The sequence below is a fragment of the Fictibacillus solisalsi genome (assembly GCF_900103485.1).
GTDB classification, from domain to species: domain Bacteria; phylum Bacillota; class Bacilli; order Bacillales; family Fictibacillaceae; genus Fictibacillus_C; species Fictibacillus_C solisalsi.
Genome location: NZ_FNHW01000001.1, coordinates 521,074 through 538,438 on the forward strand (window position 1 = coordinate 521,074; position 17,365 = coordinate 538,438).

A 17,365-nucleotide genomic window follows, 5' to 3' on the forward strand; every position below is an offset into this window, starting at 1 on the left:
TATGACTACAGTGGTTAATATAAAAACGAAATTTGATGACTTGTTTATCAAGGAAGGATTGAGCGGCCAGGATGCCTACCTTCAAGCAATCGATCAGACAAAGAAGGTAGTTGCGGATGTTTCGGCTCAAGCGAGAGGGCCGTTTTCCGGAGAAACGCCACAGATGATTCAACGTGCGGTACAAGAGATGAAACTGGCTACAGAAAAAGGCCAGCCGCTTGAAACGGTATTGGAGGATGTAGGGACATTGCTTCTTCACAGCATCCAGGTGAATCATAAAGCATGCATCGGGCATCTTCACTGTCCCCCGCTCGTTCCTGCCCTTGCGGCTGAAGTGGTGATCAGTGCGGGCAACCAATCTCTGGATTCATGGGATCAAAGCTCAAGTGCCACCTATCTTGAACAAGAGTTGATTGACTGGCTTTGCAACCGCCTTGAATTGGGGGAAAACGCGGATGGAACGTTTACCAGCGGAGGAACACAATCGAACTATATGGGCCTTCTGCTCGCAAGGGATGCATATTGCGAAAAGCGATGGAACTGGAATGTACAGAAGAAGGGATTACCCCCTGAAGCTCGCCGGTTACGAATCCTATGCTCGGAAGCCGCTCATTTTACGGTGAAAAAATCCGCTTCACAGCTGGGTCTTGGTGAAGACGCAGTGATACTGGTGAGCACAGACCCCCATCAACGAATGTCTTTAACAGATCTGAAAGAGAAACTTCTAATCTTGAAAGCTGAAAGTCTGCTGCCTTTTGCACTGGTCGGGACGTGCGGGACCACCGATTTTGGAAGTATTGATCCTCTCTCTCGGATGGCAGAAGCAGCAAAGGAAAACGGTTTATGGTTTCATGTGGATGCAGCCTACGGAGGAGCTCTCATGCTAAGCCATAATGACCATCACCGGCTTCGGGGAATACAACAAGCCGATTCGATAACCGCCGATTTTCATAAACTCTTTTTTCAGCCGATCAGCTGCGGTGCTTTCTTGGTAAAGGAACGGAAGCATTTTAAATACATCAGCTACCATGCCGATTATTTGAATCCTGAACAGGATGAGGAGGAAGGATTGCTCCACCTTGTCAATAAGTCGGTACAGACGACCAGAAGATTTGATGCCTTAAAACTGTTTATGTCCCTCCGGGTGGTGGGATTGGATCGTTTTGGCGAGATGATCGACCATACCATTGAAATCGCAAGGAAAACAGCACAGCTTATGAAGGAAAGCAGATTCTTTTCGGTTTTAAATGCCGAACCAGAAATTAATGCAGTTGTTTTTCGCTATGAACCTTCGTTTCTTAAAAACAACTTTGATGTAATAAACAAACAGATTCATAATGAGCTTCTTCATGGCGGAAGAGCCTTGTTGGCGAAAACCATGCATGAGGGAGAGCTCTATCTTAAATTTACATTGCTTAATCCACGAGTAACTATGGAAGACATGAAGAAATTGATCACCGATATTGCTGAATTGGGCGAAACCATCTATAGAAGGGAAGGAAAAACATCGTGAACAGCAAGCAGCTTGCAGAGCAGGCAACCATTCAAAGCTTTCTGAACTGTTACTTGCGTGAGACAGGGGATTCGAATGAAAAGAAAGCGGGCATGATCTGGATCAGCACCCTGGAGAGCCAAGACATTGAGGTCTTGATTCCAGTAAAGTATTGGTCTCCTACAGGAAGGCACCTGTTTTCCTTTCCCATCATGTATCAAAGCAGAGGAGGAGGGAAACCAGTACCGGCTGATTACCTCAGTCTGGTTTCACTGCTTTCAAAGGAGCTCTTGCTGAAGCAAGGCAGAGAAGATGCGGAAGACGAGCTTGTTCTTCGCATCATACTGAGCTGCAAGAACATGAAGGAGACGATCCAACAGAGATTTGAAGATGCAGCAAAGTTAACGAAAGAGGAGTTTACATTTATTGAAGCGGAGCAATCCCTTCTTCTGGGCCATCTGCTTCATCCGACTCCCAAAAGCAAACAAGGGATGCTTCCCGGGGAGGAAAAGATCTACTCACCAGAATTTAAGGGGGAATTTCCGCTGCATTACTTTAAGATCCATCGTTCTCTCGTTCTTCAAGATTCCACGTTGAGCCATTCTGCGGTGGAAATTATAAGGCGCATGCTTCTGGATGATCCTGCCGTGCCCCACGAATTTGTAGTGGAGCATTGCATGGATGAGGACTTCCATCTCGTGCCAGCTCATCCGCTTCAGGCGAGAGAGTTGGTTGTACAGCCAGCCGTCCGCAACCTGATTGAGCAAGGCAAGATTGTTGATGTCGGCTGTACGGGAAGTCCGTTTACACCCACATCCTCACTGAGGACGGTGTACCGCAGTAATTCCAAATACATGTTTAAGTTCTCAGTGCCTGTAAAGATTACCAATTCGCTAAGAGCCAATAAACCGAAAGAGCTTGAACGGGGCGTCGAAATTTCCCGCCTGCTGCATACGGAACTGGGTACTAAGCTTGAAAATCGTTATCCCGGTTTTCTGATCGTTGAAGATCCAGCCTATCTTTCTGTTCGGACAGGAGAAGAGGAAACAGGGTTTGAAGTTGTCATCCGGGAAAATCCTTTTTATGAAAATGAACGAAATGCCAGCCTCATCGCGGGATTATGCCAGGATCATCCGTACGGCGGGAAAAACCGGTTGTTCTCGATCATTCAATCGATTGCACAAAAAGAAAACCGAACGACAGAGGATGTCAGCGCCGATTGGTTTGAATCCTACTTAGATCTTTCTCTGGAACCGATGCTGTGGCTGTATAAGCAATACGGATTAGCGTTAGAGGCCCATCAGCAAAATTCCATCGTCCAGCTTTCAGACGACGGATATCCAGCTGCGTTTTACTACAGAGACAATCAGGGTTACTATTATGCGGAATCCAAGGCCCACAGACTGAAGCAGCTTCTGCCGGATTTAAACCGCAAAAGTGAAACCATCTGCTCTGATGCCACGGCAGAGGAGAGATTTCAATACTATCTCATTTTTAATCATCTCTTGGGATTGATCAACGGATTCGGAACAGCAGGACTTGCAGATGAAACAGCCTTGCTTAATGTTCTGCGAAAATCTCTCGCTCGCCACAAAGGAAACGGAGCCGGCCGGCTGGTGAAAAGCCTGCTGAATGAACCGGTCCTGCCGTGCAAAGCCAACCTGTTGACAAGACTTCATGACAAAGATGAGCTCGTCGGATCACTGGAGGAGCAATCGGTATATGTAAATGTAATCAATCCAATTGCGCAAAAGGCAGGGGTCACACATGGTGTATGAATTTGAAACGTTTGACGATGCGCTCAAAAACCGGATTTCCTTTCGGCGCGTGAATTTTGAAAAAGACGCCGAGCTTCTGCATAAGTGGATGAACGAAGAGCATGTGATTCCTTTTTGGAAGCTCGACGGACCAAGAGAAACTTATTATAAGCATTTGGAAAAAGCCCTTTCAGATTCGCACCAAACTCTGTATATCGGATGCATAAACGACAAGCCGATGAGCTATTGGGAAGCGTACTGGATAAAAGGGGATGTGGTGGAAAACGCGTATCCATCCGCCCCTTTTGATCAGGGCATTCATCTATTAATAGGAGAGAAGGAGGATTTGGGCAAGGGGTATTCATTGCCTCTGCTGAAGGCGATGGTAAGGCATCAGTTCCAGGAGCAGGACACCGAAAAAGTCATTGCGGAACCGGATATTCGGAATAAGAAAATGATACATGTTTTTGAAAAATGCGGTTTTCGCGCAATCCAACCGATCGAGCTGCCGGATAAAACCGCGCTGTTAATGTTTTGCACAAGAGACGAATTTCACAGGAGGTGGAGTTACCTTGACAAGGAAAGAGCAAAGGCACATCTATGATGCGGTTGGAATTGGAATCGGCCCGTTTAATTTAGGAATGGCAGCATTGGCTGAAGGAACAGGGCTTGATTGCCTGTTTTTTGAACAAAAAAGTGAATTCAACTGGCATGAAGGAATGCTGATCGAAGGGACCACCCTTCAGGTGCCGTTTCTGGCAGATCTGGTCAGTATGGCCGACCCGGCGAATCCATTCAGCTTTCTTTCATATCTGCACGAGCAGGGTCGCTTATATCACTTTTATTTTTTGGAAAAGTTTCATATTCCGAGAAATGAGTACAATCATTACTGCCAGTGGGCAGCCAGTAAGCTATCTTCCTGCCGATTCGGCATGAAGGTCGAGGAAGTACTGCCATTTAGATCGGAGGACGGTTTTCTCTATAAGGTCTATGTACGGGACGAAAAAACGGATCAAGTGACATCCGTACTCGCACGCAACCTGGTCATGGGAATCGGGACGAAACCCTATCTGCCGCCACATGCGGAATTGATTTCAGGCAGATCAGTCTTTCATTCATCACACTATTTGAAAAGAAAACATGAAATTCTTAGCGCCCGTTCCATCACAGTGGTGGGATCCGGACAGAGTGCGGCCGAAATTTTTCTTGATATTGCCCGCAGCATGGATGATGAGGCGTGTCAGCTTAACTGGCTGACCCGTTCAAAGGGATTCTTTCCCATGGAATACTCGAAGCTGGGGCTTGAATATTTTTCACCAGATTACATTGATTTTTTTCATGCTCTTCCTCAGGAGAAACGGGATGCGCTCCTAACTCAGCAGGATTTGCTGTATAAAGGCATCAGCGCAGAAACCATAGGTGAAATCTATGATTTGCTTTACGAAAAATCAGCAGCCGGAAAGGAAACCTCTTTTCATCTCCAATCCATGGTGGAGGTCAAGGGAATCGATCTGTCGGATTCCACTCATGTGCTTCACTGCCAGCAATGGGTGACGGAAGAAGCCTTCCAAAAGGAATCGGACGTGGTCATTATGGCTACGGGCTATAAACCGGCAGTCCCATCCTTTCTTAGTGGTCTGGAAGATTATATTGAATTTGACGATCAGGGAAGATTCCAGATTGAACGGGATTACCGTCTGAAAAGCCACTTGCATACAAAGAACGAGATTTTTATTCAAAACGGAGAAATGCACACACACGGAGTGGGGGCACCTGATCTCGGACTGGGTGCTTACCGCAATGCAGTGATATTGAATGCCATTGCAGAAAAGCCGTTGTACCCGATTGATAAGAAAAATATATTTCAACAGTTTATGGGTGAAACCATGCAAAAAGCCGAAGCAAAAGATCAAAACAGCAGAGGGGGACGCACGCATGTTTTTTCTTGAAGAGTTAAAGCAAAATCTGAATCGCGAGAACTGGGTTGACGCCAACCAAAGGCTGCTCGCCAAGATGATCGCCGAATATATGTATGAGGATATGATTTATCCTGAACAGGTCGAAGGAAACACCTATTTATTAAAGATCGGCGAGTGGATTCAATACCGGTTTCAAGCAGAGGCCCGTTTGTTTAACAGCTATTCCGTAGACTGGGAAACAATCGAGAAATACAGCAATGACACCTGGGAGCGGGCAGACAGTGCCGTGCAGTTTATCCTGGATATTCAGCAATCCATCGGGATGTCGGCAGAAACAGCAGGACACTTGATCAAAGAATTGAACGCCACACTGCTTGCTGATGTGAACCTTATGGTTAACCATACAAAAAGTGCCGATGAGCTAGCTGAACTGGGGTATGAAGAGCTTGAAGGAGAAATGAAAGGGCACCCATGGATTACATACAATAAGGGCAGAATCGGCTTCGGATATGATGATTATTTGAAGTATGCGCCGGAAAACCAGGAGGATGTACAGCTATCCTGGATCGCTGTTAAAAAGGAGAGAGCTTCCTTCCAATCGGTTTCAGACACAGTTTATGAATCTCTATTGAAGTCTGAGCTTGATCAAGAGACACTCCATTCCTTTCATGGGCGTATGGAGGAAGAGGGCTGTGACCACAGGCAGTACTTCTATATGCCTGTACATGAATGGCAATGGAAAAACGTGATCATCCAGAATTTTGCACAGGAACTGGCTGCAAAGATTATCGTTCCTTTAGGAAATGGACCAGATCGATACCTCCCGCAGCAATCCATCCGTACGTTTGTTAACACCTCACAAAAAACAAAACATCATGTGAAGCTTCCGATGAGCATTCTGAACACGCTCGTGTATCGTGGATTACCCGCTGAACGAACGGTGATTGCCCCCAGGATTACTGAGTTTATCAAAGGCATAGCGGATAAAGACCGATTTTTAAAGGAAGAGTGCCGGGTAATTCTTCCCGGGGAGAATGCCAGCATCAATGTGGATCAAATTCATTTTTCAGAGTTAAAGGGAGCCCCATATCAATATCTTGAAATGCTTGGTGTGATATGGAGGGAAAGCATTCATAAGTATACAGAGGAGGGGGAGCGTCCGATTACGCTTGCGGCACTGGCGCACGCTGATGCTTCAGGTAAGCCATATGTGCAAAGCCTTATGGAGAAATCAGGATTGTCTCCGGAGGAATGGATCAGGCAAATGTTTCATGTGGTTATGCCGCCGTTGCTTCATTACCTGTATCAGTATGGCACCGTTTTTTCTCCGCATGGCCAGAACACGATCCTTGTGCTGAAGAATTACAAGCCGCACCGCCTTGCGATTAAAGATTTTGTCGACGATGTCAACATCAGCGACCAACCATTTGCAGAGTTGGAGTCTCTTGGGCCGGAGCTGAAAGCGGTATTGCGCAGCGAGCCCCCTGAAGGGCTGACTCAATTTATATTCACAGGGTTGTTTATCTGCCATCTTCGTTATTTGGCGGATCTGCTTGTAAAGAACGACCTTCTGAAGGAAACCTCATTCTGGCGGCTTCTTGCCGAGGAAATTTACGTTTATCAGAATAGATTTCCACATCTGCAAGAACGGTTTGCACTGTTTGATTTTTTCCAGCCTAAACTTACAAAACTCTGCCTCAACCGGAACAGAATGGTGGAGTACGGGTATGGAGATGGAGAGGACAGGCCACATGCCTCGGAATTCGGAAAAGTCAGCAATGCATTGCACCTGTTTGCAAGGGAAAAAATTCCCTCATAACTCATAAAAGCCGGTGATCATCGAATGGATCACCGGCTATTTTATTATAGTGTTTTAAGGATTTCATAGAAGGCGGCGGCAGGGTGGTAATCTGTTTTGGGAGCTCTAGATTTCGTATTACTGTATTTCTGGTTCTCCCGGTTCAGAAGCTTGTACCATCCGCCATGTTCATGATCGATAAAATTCTTGGAGGCATAGTCCAGCACGCTTCCATACCATTCTTTAAATTCCGCTTGTCCGGTGCGGCGGGCAAACAGAGCAGAGGAAGCCAAGGCCTCAGCAACGACCCAATAATTTTTGTCATGGTCAATTGGCTGTTTGTTTGGATCAAGAGAGTAAAAGAATCCTCCAAACTGTTTATCCCATCCTCTGTTCATCCCCTCCCGGTAAAGCTCAAGCGCTCTTGGAAGCATCCAATCTTGGGGTAGATGCCGTTCCAAGAGCAGAAGGAGTTTGCTCCACTCAATGGAATGGCCAGGGATAAAACCATACGGTCTCATTTCATCTTTCGTATTTCCTTTGTTATAGCTCCAATCAATTCGCCAGTCCTTATCAAAATGTTCCCAGATCATGCCCCCGGATTGTGCTGCGAGTCCTAGTGTGACATTGCGTGCAAGAAGAACGGCTCTGTCGAGGAACTTTTGCTGTCTGGTTGTTTCATAGGCAGCGATTAATGCTTCGCACATGTGCATATTGGCATTTTGTCCCCGGTAAGGGGATAATGCTCCCCAATTTTCCGAGTAATGATCTTTATACAGTCCGTAATCCCGGTCCCAGAAATGCCTTTCAATCTCGTTGAATATGCTGCTGGCCAAATGCTTGGCATCGTCAATGCCGGCTTTTTGGGCCATGATGGCAGCGAGAAAAGCAAAGGCATGGCCATACATATACTTTTCCTTGTTTGTCGGAATCTGTCCTATTAATTCCAAATAAAAGCCACCATGTTTTTTGTCTAGATGATGGCCACAGAGAAAGTCCAGGCCTTTTGCTGCTGCTTCTTTGCACCAGGCCGGCCCTCCAAGTAAAGCTCCCGTGCTGAAAAGATAAATAAACCGGGAAGTGCCTACCAGATGCTTATTTTCTTCTTTCAAAACGCTTCCATCTTCTTTAAATGTATGTAAATAACCGCCGTTTTTGCGATCCATGCAGTTTGGGTAATAAAAGTTCAGAATGCTCATCACCTGTCCGGTCAGCCATTCTTTATCCCAGCCTTTTTCCGTGTATATGTCCGTCAAGCACATTCCCTCCCGTTCTTTCGTTTCAAGAGTCGTTTTTCCCTGAAATGAAAAAAAACAAACAATATTGGGTTTGACATTTTCCGTTGTACCGGTGTATTATATCACTAGTACACTAGTTCATTGGAACAATTTTGAATGGAGGTCTGCTGAATGAATCCTTGGTGGGGTCAATTGGCGAAGGAGTATCGTTTGGGAAGAGGAGGAGCTATTGGGGCTCTGATTGCTCTTTTCTTGTATCTTGGAATCGGGGTGTATGCATCCTGGAGAATGGGCAATCCAGAGACCTTTCTTGCGTTTTGTGCGTTTGCCCTGATGATGCATGTCCTTTATATGGCAGGTTATATGTGTGTAAGTTTAATTCGCGAACAACGGACGCTTCATCTTTGGCTGCAGACTCCGCTGCCGGCTTATAAGCTTTTGCTTGCGAAACTTTTGAACGGATGGGGAGCGCTGGCTTTTTCGCTTTTCATTATAAGTGCAATCACACTGCTTTCGGGGACCATGGTTGTTAACCTATTTGAACTGGACCCGGAACTCACTTGGCGAGATGTGATTTCCACAGGCATTTTAATCGATATTCACATCTTGCTGATTGCGCTCTATATCGGCATCGGTTTAACGTTTCTATGGGCCATCTACCTTGTTGTATCCAAATCCCTTGGAAAGGTGAGTGGCAATGTCATCGGTATCTGCCTTTTCTTCTTCCTTCCATGGCTGATGTCCAAATGGGAGGGTACAGGATTGTTTCATGCTTTGTTCATCTGGGGAAAGGTTGATCTCAATTTCAGTGATGTCGCTTATGTAGCCTTCAGGCATGTATATATCGGTTATTATTTCTATCATTTTCTCCTGGCACTCTTACTCCTATTCATAGCGAGCTGGTTGATTGAACGTAAAGTTGAGGTGTAGCAAATGGCTGAGGATTTTAATGCGTCAAAACCTATATATTTACAGTTAGCAGACCGGATCAATCGGCAGATCCTCAGAAAGGAACTGGAAAACGGGCAAAAATTACCTTCAGTACGGGAGATGGCGATTCAGTCGGGGGTAAACCCCAATACTGTTCAGAGGACGTACAGTGAATTGGAAAGGATGGGCAGTGTGGAATCCAAAAGAGGGCAGGGGACGTTTGTGACAGAAGATCAATCCGTGCTTAGTCAGCTTCGGCAGCGTTTAAAGAAAGAGCAAATCTCTTCATTTTTCGAGGATATGAAGGAAATGGGTTTTACATCAGATGAGATGATTTCAGGTTTGAAGGAATACATTTCCGATGAAGAGCGGGGTGAAACGAATGATTGAATTTAACCATGTGACGAAAAAGTACAGAAGTCAGGCAGCGTTGAATGATTTTTCACTTTCTTTGCCTGCCGGAAAAATCATTGGTCTTGTGGGAGAAAACGGAAGCGGGAAATCCACCGCTCTTAAACTCATTTCAGGGATAATCTCCCCAACCAAAGGAAGTGTAACGGTAGACGGGGAAGTGGCAACACGGAGGATCAGCAGCAAAGTTTCATATTTATCGGAACTGGATGCCTATTATACCTTCTACACCGTTGGGGAAACCGTCAGCTATTATGCGTCTCTTTACAGTGATTTTAACCAAAGAAAAGCAGAAGAAATTCTTGACTACATGAAGCTCGACCGCAGGAAAAAAGTGAAAGATTTATCAAAAGGCAACCGTGGCCGTTTGAAAATAGCAGTGACGCTGGCACGCGAGGTTCCGGTTATTTTAATGGATGAACCCCTGTCCGGCCTGGATCCCATCGTACGGGATGCGATTGTAAAAGGCCTGCTTTCCTTTATTGATTTTGAAAAGCAGACCCTAATTATTACGACACATGAAATCAAAGAAATCGAACCCATTCTCGACACGGTTGTCCTCATTAAAGATGGAGTTCTATTAAAAATGGAAGATGTGGAAGAACTGAGAATGGAACAAAATGTTTCGATCGTTGAATGGATGAAGCAGGTATATCAGGATGGAGGGATAGACAAATGAGCCAAAAACCATTGGTAGAGCTTAAGGATGTAAAAAAGAGAATTGGCAAAAAAGACATTATCCATGGTTTGACGTTTGATATATATGGTGGGGAGGTGTTTGGGCTCCTAGGGCCAAACGGTGCAGGAAAAACAACGACAATACGGATGATGGTAGGATTGATGTCGTTAAGCAGCGGACAGATCCTGATCAAAGGAAAAAATATTGAAAGTCAGTACAAACAAGCCGTTTCAGAAGTTGGTGCAATTGTTGAAAACCCGGAAATGTACAAATTTCTGACAGGCTATCAGAACCTCATTCATTACAGTCGCATGGTTAAAGGAGTAAGTAAGGGGAGAATCGCAGAAGTGATTGAACTCGTTGGCTTAACCAATAGAATACATGAAAAAGTAAAAACCTACTCCCTTGGAATGAGGCAGAGACTCGGACTTGCTCAGGCTCTGCTGCATTCTCCATCGGTCCTTATTCTGGATGAACCGACAAACGGCCTGGATCCGGCCGGTATCCGGGAAATACGATATTATCTTCGGCAGCTGGCTGAAAAAGAGGGTATCGCAGTAATCGTTTCGAGCCATCTGCTCTCTGAAATGGAACTGATGTGTGACCGGATTGCCATTATTCAGAACGGAAAGCTGATTGGTGTACAAAGCACAAAAGAGTTTGTCGAGAGCGGGACAGAAAGAAAGGTTCGTTTTCTCGTGGATGAGGTGGCGGCTGCACGGCATGCCGTCAGTCATCATATCAAGGCTGAACGGATGACACTCGGCAATGGGTTCATCGAAGCTGAGATGGAACGGGAGCTGATTCCTGAAGTAACCGCAACTCTCGTTGTGGAAGGGGTAAAAGTTTACGGAATCTCAACTGAAACAAAAACACTTGAAGATAAATTCCTGGAAGTAACGGGAGGAAAAGAAATTGTCTAATTTTATTGGCTTGATCCGAAATGAAAATATGAAAATATACAGACGGATGGGAAATCTCATCATGATCGTTCTTCTGATTGGTTTCATTGGACTCACCGGGATCCTCACCAAAACAGACAAAACAAAACCTGTGAGTGATAATTGGAAGCAGGAGCTGAAGGCAGAGAATGCTTCCATGCAAAAAGAGATTAAAAAAGAGCCGATGATGAAAAGCCATTATGAGAGGAATATCGCAATCAACGAATATAGGGTGACCCATGATATAAAGCCTATGGATGCCAAAAGCCAGTGGTCGTTTATCGGGGAGAGTCCTGATGCCATCCAGTTTATTTTGATTTTTACGATCATTGTGGCGGGTGGTATGGTTGCCAGTGAATTTTCATGGGGAACCATTAAGCTTCTCTTAATCCGGCCGGTCAGCAGAAGCACGATCCTAGCATCCAAATATGTTTCAACCTTGCTTTATGCTCTTCTTCTCATTGTAATTACGTTTGTATTTTCCTGGTTATGGGGAGGCATCCTTTTTGGGTTTGAACTAGGCCCTGAGACTCATTTGAGTTATGCGGACGGAAAAGTGATTGAGGAAAACATGATAGGGCATATGTGGAAAGAATATGGATTTGCGAGCATTCTGTTGTTAATGATGGCAACCTTTGCTTTCATGATGTCCACCATCTTCCGCAACAGCTCGCTGGCTATTGGTTTTTCCATCTTTTTATCAATGTCAGGCACCGTAGCGGTCCAGCTGTTGTCCAAGTATGATTGGGTGAAATATGTCCTGTTTGCCAACGTGGATTTAAAGCAATATTTTGATGGAACACCTTTTATAAAAGGAATGACCCTGAATTTTTCCTTGGCAGTGCTTGCGGTCTATTTTGTCCTGTTTGTAGCGCTTTCCTGGTTGGTATTCAAAAAAAGAGATGTTGCTGCATAAAGAAAAGGGAAGCTGGCAGATTGCCAGCTTCCTTTTTTTCATTCTTCATCTTCCTCGTCTTTTACGGCATCTTCTATTTTACGGGCATTACCCTTGGCATTTATCATTTCAAGAACCTCATTAAGTCCTGATTCCTCACTGACATTCTCTGTTTCCGGATGTTTAAGAATGTTTTCTTCCTTTTTATCTCCCATGAAATAACCTCCTTTTCTTCGTGATACCCTCTACCTTCAAAGCCTACACCGGTTAAGAGAGCTTTCTGCTTGATCTCAGTCTGGTCCGCAGCGGGGTTTCTGATGTTCTTTTCTGTTGAAGTGCTGTGCGGTGGAGGCCGCTTTCAATACAATAACGCGGCCTTTTCTTCACTTCTTTAAATACTTTTCCCACGTATTCACCAATGAGCCCGATTGCCATCAGCTGCAGCCCGCCGATCAGCCAGAGGGAGAGGACAATGGATGTCCATCCGGGAACCGTGTATCCGTTCATTTTTTGAAAAAGGGCGAAGAGTCCCGCAGCGGCACTGATGAAAAAAAACAAAAAGCCGCAAGTGGTAAGAAAACGGATCGGCTTGACACTGAAGGATGTTATGCCATCAAATGCAAAAGCAAGCATTTTACCGATAGGATACTTCGATTCTCCTGCTGCCCTTTCTTTTCGATCATAATAGACTTGGGCAGAAGGAAAGCCGATAAGAGGAACAATGCCCCTCAGAAAAAAATTCCTTTCATCGTAGCGTTCAAGTTCCTTGAGGGCTCGCGTACTGAGGAGACGGAAATCCGCATGGTTGTAGATGAGTTCAACGCCCAATTTACCCATCAGCTTATAGAAAACTTGTGCCGTCTGTCGTTTGAACATTGTATCACTTTTGCGCTGGCTCCGGATCCCGTAAACGACATCATAGCCTTCGCGGAACTTCAGGATAAATTGGCGGATGACCTCCACATCATCCTGCAGGTCGGCATCAATGGAAATAATACAATCCGAAAAATTTTTGGCCTGATCCATTCCCGCAAGCAGTGCGTTTTGATGGCCTGCATTCTTTGCCAGCTTGACCCCGCTGACATGCCGGTTGGTTTTATGCATGGTGGAGATGAGCTCCCATGTTTGGTCCTGGCTGCCATCATCCACGAATAGGATGGTGCTTTCCATGGAGACCAGCGATTCCGATATCATACCCAAAAGGACGGCTGTTAGTTCCCGTGCGGTAATCATAAGCACTTCTTCTTCGTTGTAGCATGGAACGACGATGGCAAGGACCGGGGGTTTATTTTTCTGCATGTGTCATTTCTTCCTTCCTCCAAGCGGCGGGGTTATTCATAACGGGTAGCTTCAATGGCGTTCGTGGTTTCTTGAAGATGGCGAAGGTGTTCACGGGCATGAAACAGCATTTGGGCCTGTTCTTTTGATAATCCATCCGTTTCACGCATTTGCTGCACCCTTCCATGGGCTTGTTCGAGAAGTTGTTTGGCCTGCTGGAATTCTGAGGGATTGTTGCTTCCCTGTGCTTCTTCGATGGCTTTTCTCGCATTTTCCACACTTTCTAACGCACGGGTGTACAGGTGTTGATCCTCCATTTACACTTGGCTCCTTTTCTTCTTTATTATTAACATGCGTTTTGGAGAAATTTGTTATTCGTTCTTTCCCGATTTCCTCTTCAAAAAAGGTCGTACAACCTTCTTGGCTTGAATAGACTTGTACTAATTCAAAAAAAACAGGTGGAGGGCTGAAGTGGGAATTTTGATAAAATATATGCTCTTGGGACTATCATTGGCTGCACCAATCGGACCGATTAACGCTGCTCAAATGGATAAGGGCATCCGCAGCGGGTTTTGGCACGCTTGGATGGTAGGACTGGGTGCTACCACCGCAGATGCCATTTATATGGCATTGGTTTATATGGGGCTGGTTCATTTTTTGGAAGCGCCGATGATTAAAGCCTTTCTATGGTTGTTTGGGTGTTTTGTTCTGATCTATACCGGGATTGAGAGTTTCAGAAGTTCGGCAGTAATGGTGCTTTCAAAAAAAACGGAACAGGAAAAAATGAGAAAATGCTTTTTGTCCGGTTTTTTTATGTCATTGACCAATCCGCTTACCATCCTGTTTTGGTTGGGGATATATGGATCTGTCCTGGCGGAAACCGCTGCCGTTTCTCAAACAAAGCAGCTCATTCTGTATAGTTCAGCTATTTTTGGCGGCATTTTACTATGGGACTTTGCGATGGCGCTGGTTGCCAGCAGCTTTCGCCGGTTTCTTGCCGATACACTGCTGACCATGATCTCCCGGCTATCAGGTATATCATTAATTGGTTTTGGTCTTTATTTTGGATATGAGGCATTTAAGTTTCTATGGAGGTAATACGTTACCAATAAACCATTTGTGAAAGTATGAAGCATCTGAGAAAATGAAAGAAATGCTGATGAGGTGCTTTGGTGCAGTGGGAGGAGTGGTGCAGCCGATGAAATTGTATAAGTGGATCTGCTATTTGCTTGCCGTGTTTAATGTTGCGGATGCGTTTTTAACGTTCAGGCTGCTCGAACGGGGAGGAAACGAGTTAAACCCGATTATGAGGCTTCTCTATCATTTTCACCCATTGGCTTTTTTGGGAGTAAAACTTTTATTCTCGATCCTTGTCATTCTTTTGTCTTTTCTGCCGCTGCGCGGCAAGTACAGCATCTTTGTGTATCTTGCTTTCAGTGCCTATCTGCTTTTAATGGGATGGCACATTTATATACTGGTTTTTCTTTCATAGCAACAAAACAGCGCACCAGCTGTGAACTGCCGCTTAATTTTAGAGTGTGCCTAAAATTAGGGGGGCAGTTCACAATTGCCGGTGCGCGTATATTTTTATGCTTTGTTGAGATGGGAACGGAAACGATCCAGCATTTCACTGTAGTTTGCCGATGTCTCTTCAAATGGTGTATGAAGCCGGTTGCTTATATATTCGACTGCTTTGTCGTCATTCAAAAGCCATGAACTGTATTGCCGTTTCACGTAGTTTTCGGCCGATTGAAAATCAGAAAAAGTTTCTGAAGCCGGTTGATGATGGTGAATAAGTTTCCAATGTTGATCGCTGTCCTTGAAAACGATCGTCGTCTCTTTTTTATGATTAATGAAAATGATTCCTTTTTCATTTTCTTTAACATTTTGTTCATTGTCATGGGCGTCGGGCCGTCTTGGCGGGATTTCAAAAGCAGGGAGAACAAATCGCTGAAATCCTTCCGGAGAAAGTGTGCATCCTGAAGCTTTAGGATGTCCGCCTCCTCCAAATTGCGCTGCATATTTGGATACATCCACATGGTCATAAATGGTACGGAATCCTGCTCTTTTGCCCCCGATGTTCAAGATCACGATTAGATCCAGATGAGGATTTTCACGATTCAATTCATTCCCCAGCTCCGAGTGATGGCTTTCTGCATGAACGATGCCAATTCGGTAAGGCTCGCTCCCGGTTTCGTAAACTGAATCCCATGTTTCTGCCATTTGCCTCTGCTTTTTCTTGATATACGCTTTCCTGCTGTCCTCCTCAAGCTGAAGAATGGTTTCTTCGGTTTGTGAAAAACGGAAGTGTTCTTCTGTTTTCAAACGCTCAATCATATTCTTTTCGAACTGTCCTTGAGGAAGAAGGAAAAACAAGTCGTTCAGACGCTTGGCATCCTCGTTTTCATTTTCAAACCATTCCCAGGTGTCATACTGTCTGACGAGTTCAACAAATTCTTTTAACGCCCCGACGTCTTTCAGAAGTCCCTTTTCAATAAAATGTTCATAAAGAAGGGAAGTGGCTGAGGTAAGCTTACCGTCATCCTTTTTTGCTTCAACAAAGCCCCACTCATAGCCGTTAAAGTGGTCGGCCGTAACATGGTGGTCGATCAGCTGGATTTCCCGTCCATCTTCAAATTCTTCTTCCAGCTGGCGGGCTACCTCGTCATTTACTGCGATATCCGTTATGTAAACAGGAGTATTCTTGTGTTGTTCCAGTTGTATATAATCGGCCACACGACGATTGATGTTTTCGTGTGAACAGTAGAAAGTCTCTACGTTTTCCTCTCCGAGTGCAAGCATTGCAACAATGCCGCAGGATTTTCCATCCAGGTCATTATGTGAAAAAAGTTTCATTTCACAAACGCCTCCTTTCTATTTTCCTATTCAATAGTATAGGCACGGGGCCTTTCTTTCAACCCAAAAAGGAATTTTCAGAAGATAGCCGAATACAAGTAGAACAGCTTATATTATTGCTTGAAAGGAAAGAAAACATGCAGTCATTAACCAATCGTGCCCGTCAAATGGCAGAGGTCTACCAAAAAAACAAAAAAATCGCAGGTGTTTTACTTGCCGGATCGGTTTCAAGAGGATGGGATGACAGCCATTCTGACATTGAGCTTCATATTTTTTGGAAGAAACCGCCGGAAGACAGAGAGCGCCATCAACCCATTGAAGAGGTAAACGGTGAGATCATTGATTTTCACCCATACGAAGAGGAAGAGTGGGCGGAAACGTATCTTGTCAATGGCGTAAAATTCGAAATCAGCAGCTTTCTTGTAAGTACCATTCAGGAAGTTCTTCAGCAGGTTGTTCGACAGGCGAATACAAACTATGATTTTCAATGTCTGGCTGCTTCTTTTAAAGATGGAAAGATTCTTTTTGAGGAAGAAGGAACGCTGTCTGCGTTAAAAGAAGAAGTGACGGCTTACCCGGCAGCGCTGTCTGAGAATATGATTATCGAAAATCTTGAATTGGGAAGCCGGTGGAACAACCGCAATGCCCTGTTGTCTCGCAAAGATTGGCTCATGTATATGATTTATTGGCCACAGTTCAAAAACGAATGCTCGGCATTTTGTTTGGTTTGAATGGCATGTATGTCCATCATCCTGCATTCAAATGGCTGAAGCAGAGCATAGATGAAATGAATATCGTGCCTGATCAATTAAATGAAAGATTCACATCGATTCTTACAGACAACCCGGAGGAAAGTTTGTCTACTCTTGAAGGAGTTGTGGAGGAGGTGTTTGCCCTGGTCCAGAGGCACTACCCTCATCTGCCTGTAACAGAGAGAAGAAAACAGGCTGCATTTACAAGACCGCAGCGTCCTTGACGTTCCTGTAACTAATTACCTATTTGAACAGAATTGTACGATCTAATTTCCTTATGTGCCATTATTTAGCATGAACCTAAATTCTCATTTTTCTGAAAATTATTGTTTTTATCTACTAAGGGTGCTACAATCAATGCAAACACCTATTCCCCTTTCTTTAAACCTATCATTTGGGAAAAAGGCGGTTTAAAAAAT

At 44.8% G+C, this 17,365-nt stretch carries 19 protein-coding genes; 14 read left to right on the top strand and 5 right to left on the bottom strand.

Going from position 1 to position 17,365, the window contains the following annotated elements:
• Window position 1: 1 nt before the first annotated feature.
• From BLT53_RS02675 to BLT53_RS02695, 5 genes are read left to right on the top strand one after another with little or no spacing between them, the layout of a single operon-like run.
• A complete protein-coding gene (locus BLT53_RS02675; RefSeq protein WP_090232584.1) occupies window positions 2-1,513 on the top strand; it encodes a pyridoxal phosphate-dependent decarboxylase family protein in 1,512 nt (503 codons plus the stop codon).
• Window positions 1,507-3,270 (top strand): IucA/IucC family protein, encoded by a 1,764-nt coding sequence (locus BLT53_RS02680; RefSeq protein ID WP_090232585.1) that lies wholly within the window; start codon window positions 1,507-1,509, stop codon window positions 3,268-3,270. The genes BLT53_RS02675 and BLT53_RS02680 overlap by 7 nt, the downstream gene beginning before the upstream one ends.
• Complete coding sequence (locus BLT53_RS02685) at window positions 3,260-3,853, top strand: GNAT family N-acetyltransferase (RefSeq protein WP_090232587.1); 594 nt, start codon at window positions 3,260-3,262, stop codon at window positions 3,851-3,853. Before BLT53_RS02680 ends, BLT53_RS02685 begins: the two co-directional genes overlap by 11 nt.
• Window positions 3,822-5,198 carry a lysine N(6)-hydroxylase/L-ornithine N(5)-oxygenase family protein gene (locus BLT53_RS02690; RefSeq protein ID WP_090232588.1) on the top strand — a complete coding sequence of 459 codons (1,377 nt, stop codon included), beginning with the start codon at window positions 3,822-3,824 and terminating at the stop codon, window positions 5,196-5,198. The genes BLT53_RS02685 and BLT53_RS02690 overlap by 32 nt, the downstream gene beginning before the upstream one ends.
• Window positions 5,185-6,987, top strand: coding sequence for an IucA/IucC family protein (locus tag BLT53_RS02695; protein WP_090232590.1), 1,803 nt, complete (start codon window positions 5,185-5,187; stop codon window positions 6,985-6,987). The genes BLT53_RS02690 and BLT53_RS02695 overlap by 14 nt, the downstream gene beginning before the upstream one ends.
• 44 nt (window positions 6,988-7,031) lie before the next feature.
• Here BLT53_RS02695 and BLT53_RS02700 read toward each other — a convergent pair whose 3' ends face one another.
• Window positions 7,032-8,222: an AGE family epimerase/isomerase gene (locus BLT53_RS02700; RefSeq protein ID WP_244520338.1), complete on the bottom strand. Its 1,191-nt coding sequence runs from the start codon at window positions 8,220-8,222 to the stop codon at window positions 7,032-7,034.
• Window positions 8,223-8,375: 153 nt separating this feature from the next.
• Here BLT53_RS02700 and BLT53_RS02705 point away from each other — a divergent pair, with 153 nt between their 5' ends.
• From BLT53_RS02705 to BLT53_RS02725, 5 genes are read left to right on the top strand one after another with little or no spacing between them, the layout of a single operon-like run.
• A complete protein-coding gene (locus BLT53_RS02705) occupies window positions 8,376-9,134 on the top strand; it encodes a hypothetical protein (protein ID WP_090232593.1) in 759 nt (252 codons plus the stop codon).
• A gap of 3 nt (window positions 9,135-9,137) precedes the next feature.
• Window positions 9,138-9,524 (top strand): GntR family transcriptional regulator, encoded by a 387-nt coding sequence (locus BLT53_RS02710; protein ID WP_090232595.1) that lies wholly within the window; start codon window positions 9,138-9,140, stop codon window positions 9,522-9,524.
• Window positions 9,517-10,224 carry an ABC transporter ATP-binding protein gene (locus BLT53_RS02715; protein ID WP_090232596.1) on the top strand — a complete coding sequence of 236 codons (708 nt, stop codon included), beginning with the start codon at window positions 9,517-9,519 and terminating at the stop codon, window positions 10,222-10,224. The genes BLT53_RS02710 and BLT53_RS02715 overlap by 8 nt, the downstream gene beginning before the upstream one ends.
• Window positions 10,221-11,147 carry an ABC transporter ATP-binding protein gene (locus BLT53_RS02720; protein WP_090232598.1) on the top strand — a complete coding sequence of 309 codons (927 nt, stop codon included), beginning with the start codon at window positions 10,221-10,223 and terminating at the stop codon, window positions 11,145-11,147. The genes BLT53_RS02715 and BLT53_RS02720 overlap by 4 nt, the downstream gene beginning before the upstream one ends.
• A 28-nt stretch (window positions 11,148-11,175) precedes the next feature.
• Entirely contained in the window at window positions 11,176-12,081 is a 906-nt protein-coding gene (locus BLT53_RS02725) for a DUF2705 family protein (protein WP_090236658.1), read from the top strand.
• A 38-nt stretch (window positions 12,082-12,119) separates the two neighbouring features.
• Here BLT53_RS02725 and BLT53_RS24905 read toward each other — a convergent pair whose 3' ends face one another.
• From BLT53_RS24905 to BLT53_RS02735, 3 genes are read right to left on the bottom strand one after another with little or no spacing between them, the layout of a single operon-like run.
• Window positions 12,120-12,275, bottom strand: a complete 156-nt coding sequence (locus BLT53_RS24905; protein WP_170834203.1) for a hypothetical protein — start codon at window positions 12,273-12,275, stop codon at window positions 12,120-12,122.
• 52 nt (window positions 12,276-12,327) lie between these two features.
• Window positions 12,328-13,359 (bottom strand): glycosyltransferase family 2 protein, encoded by a 1,032-nt coding sequence (locus BLT53_RS02730; protein ID WP_090232601.1) that lies wholly within the window; start codon window positions 13,357-13,359, stop codon window positions 12,328-12,330.
• Window positions 13,360-13,391: 32 nt separating this feature from the next.
• Entirely contained in the window at window positions 13,392-13,655 is a 264-nt protein-coding gene (locus BLT53_RS02735; protein WP_090232603.1) for a hypothetical protein, read from the bottom strand.
• A 154-nt stretch (window positions 13,656-13,809) separates the two neighbouring features.
• On the opposite strand from BLT53_RS02735, the gene BLT53_RS02740 reads away from it, so the two are divergent.
• Entirely contained in the window at window positions 13,810-14,436 is a 627-nt protein-coding gene (locus tag BLT53_RS02740) for a LysE family translocator (protein WP_090232604.1), read from the top strand.
• 100 nt (window positions 14,437-14,536) lie between these two features.
• Window positions 14,537-14,830: a DUF5658 family protein gene (locus tag BLT53_RS02745; protein WP_139168362.1), complete on the top strand. Its 294-nt coding sequence runs from the start codon at window positions 14,537-14,539 to the stop codon at window positions 14,828-14,830.
• A 95-nt stretch (window positions 14,831-14,925) separates the two neighbouring features.
• Here the strand turns inward: BLT53_RS02745 and BLT53_RS02750 are convergent, their stop codons facing one another.
• Entirely contained in the window at window positions 14,926-16,194 is a 1,269-nt protein-coding gene (locus BLT53_RS02750) for a DHH family phosphoesterase (protein WP_090232607.1), read from the bottom strand.
• Window positions 16,195-16,331: 137 nt separating this feature from the next.
• On the opposite strand from BLT53_RS02750, the gene BLT53_RS02755 reads away from it, so the two are divergent.
• Both BLT53_RS02755 and BLT53_RS25330 read left to right on the top strand, forming a co-directional pair.
• A complete protein-coding gene (locus BLT53_RS02755; protein WP_244520340.1) occupies window positions 16,332-16,925 on the top strand; it encodes a nucleotidyltransferase domain-containing protein in 594 nt (197 codons plus the stop codon).
• 5 nt (window positions 16,926-16,930) lie between these two features.
• On the top strand, window positions 16,931-17,170 hold the full coding sequence (locus BLT53_RS25330) for a hypothetical protein (RefSeq protein WP_244520341.1): 240 nt from the start codon (window positions 16,931-16,933) through the stop codon (window positions 17,168-17,170).
• The last annotated feature ends 195 nt before the right edge of the window (window positions 17,171-17,365 follow it).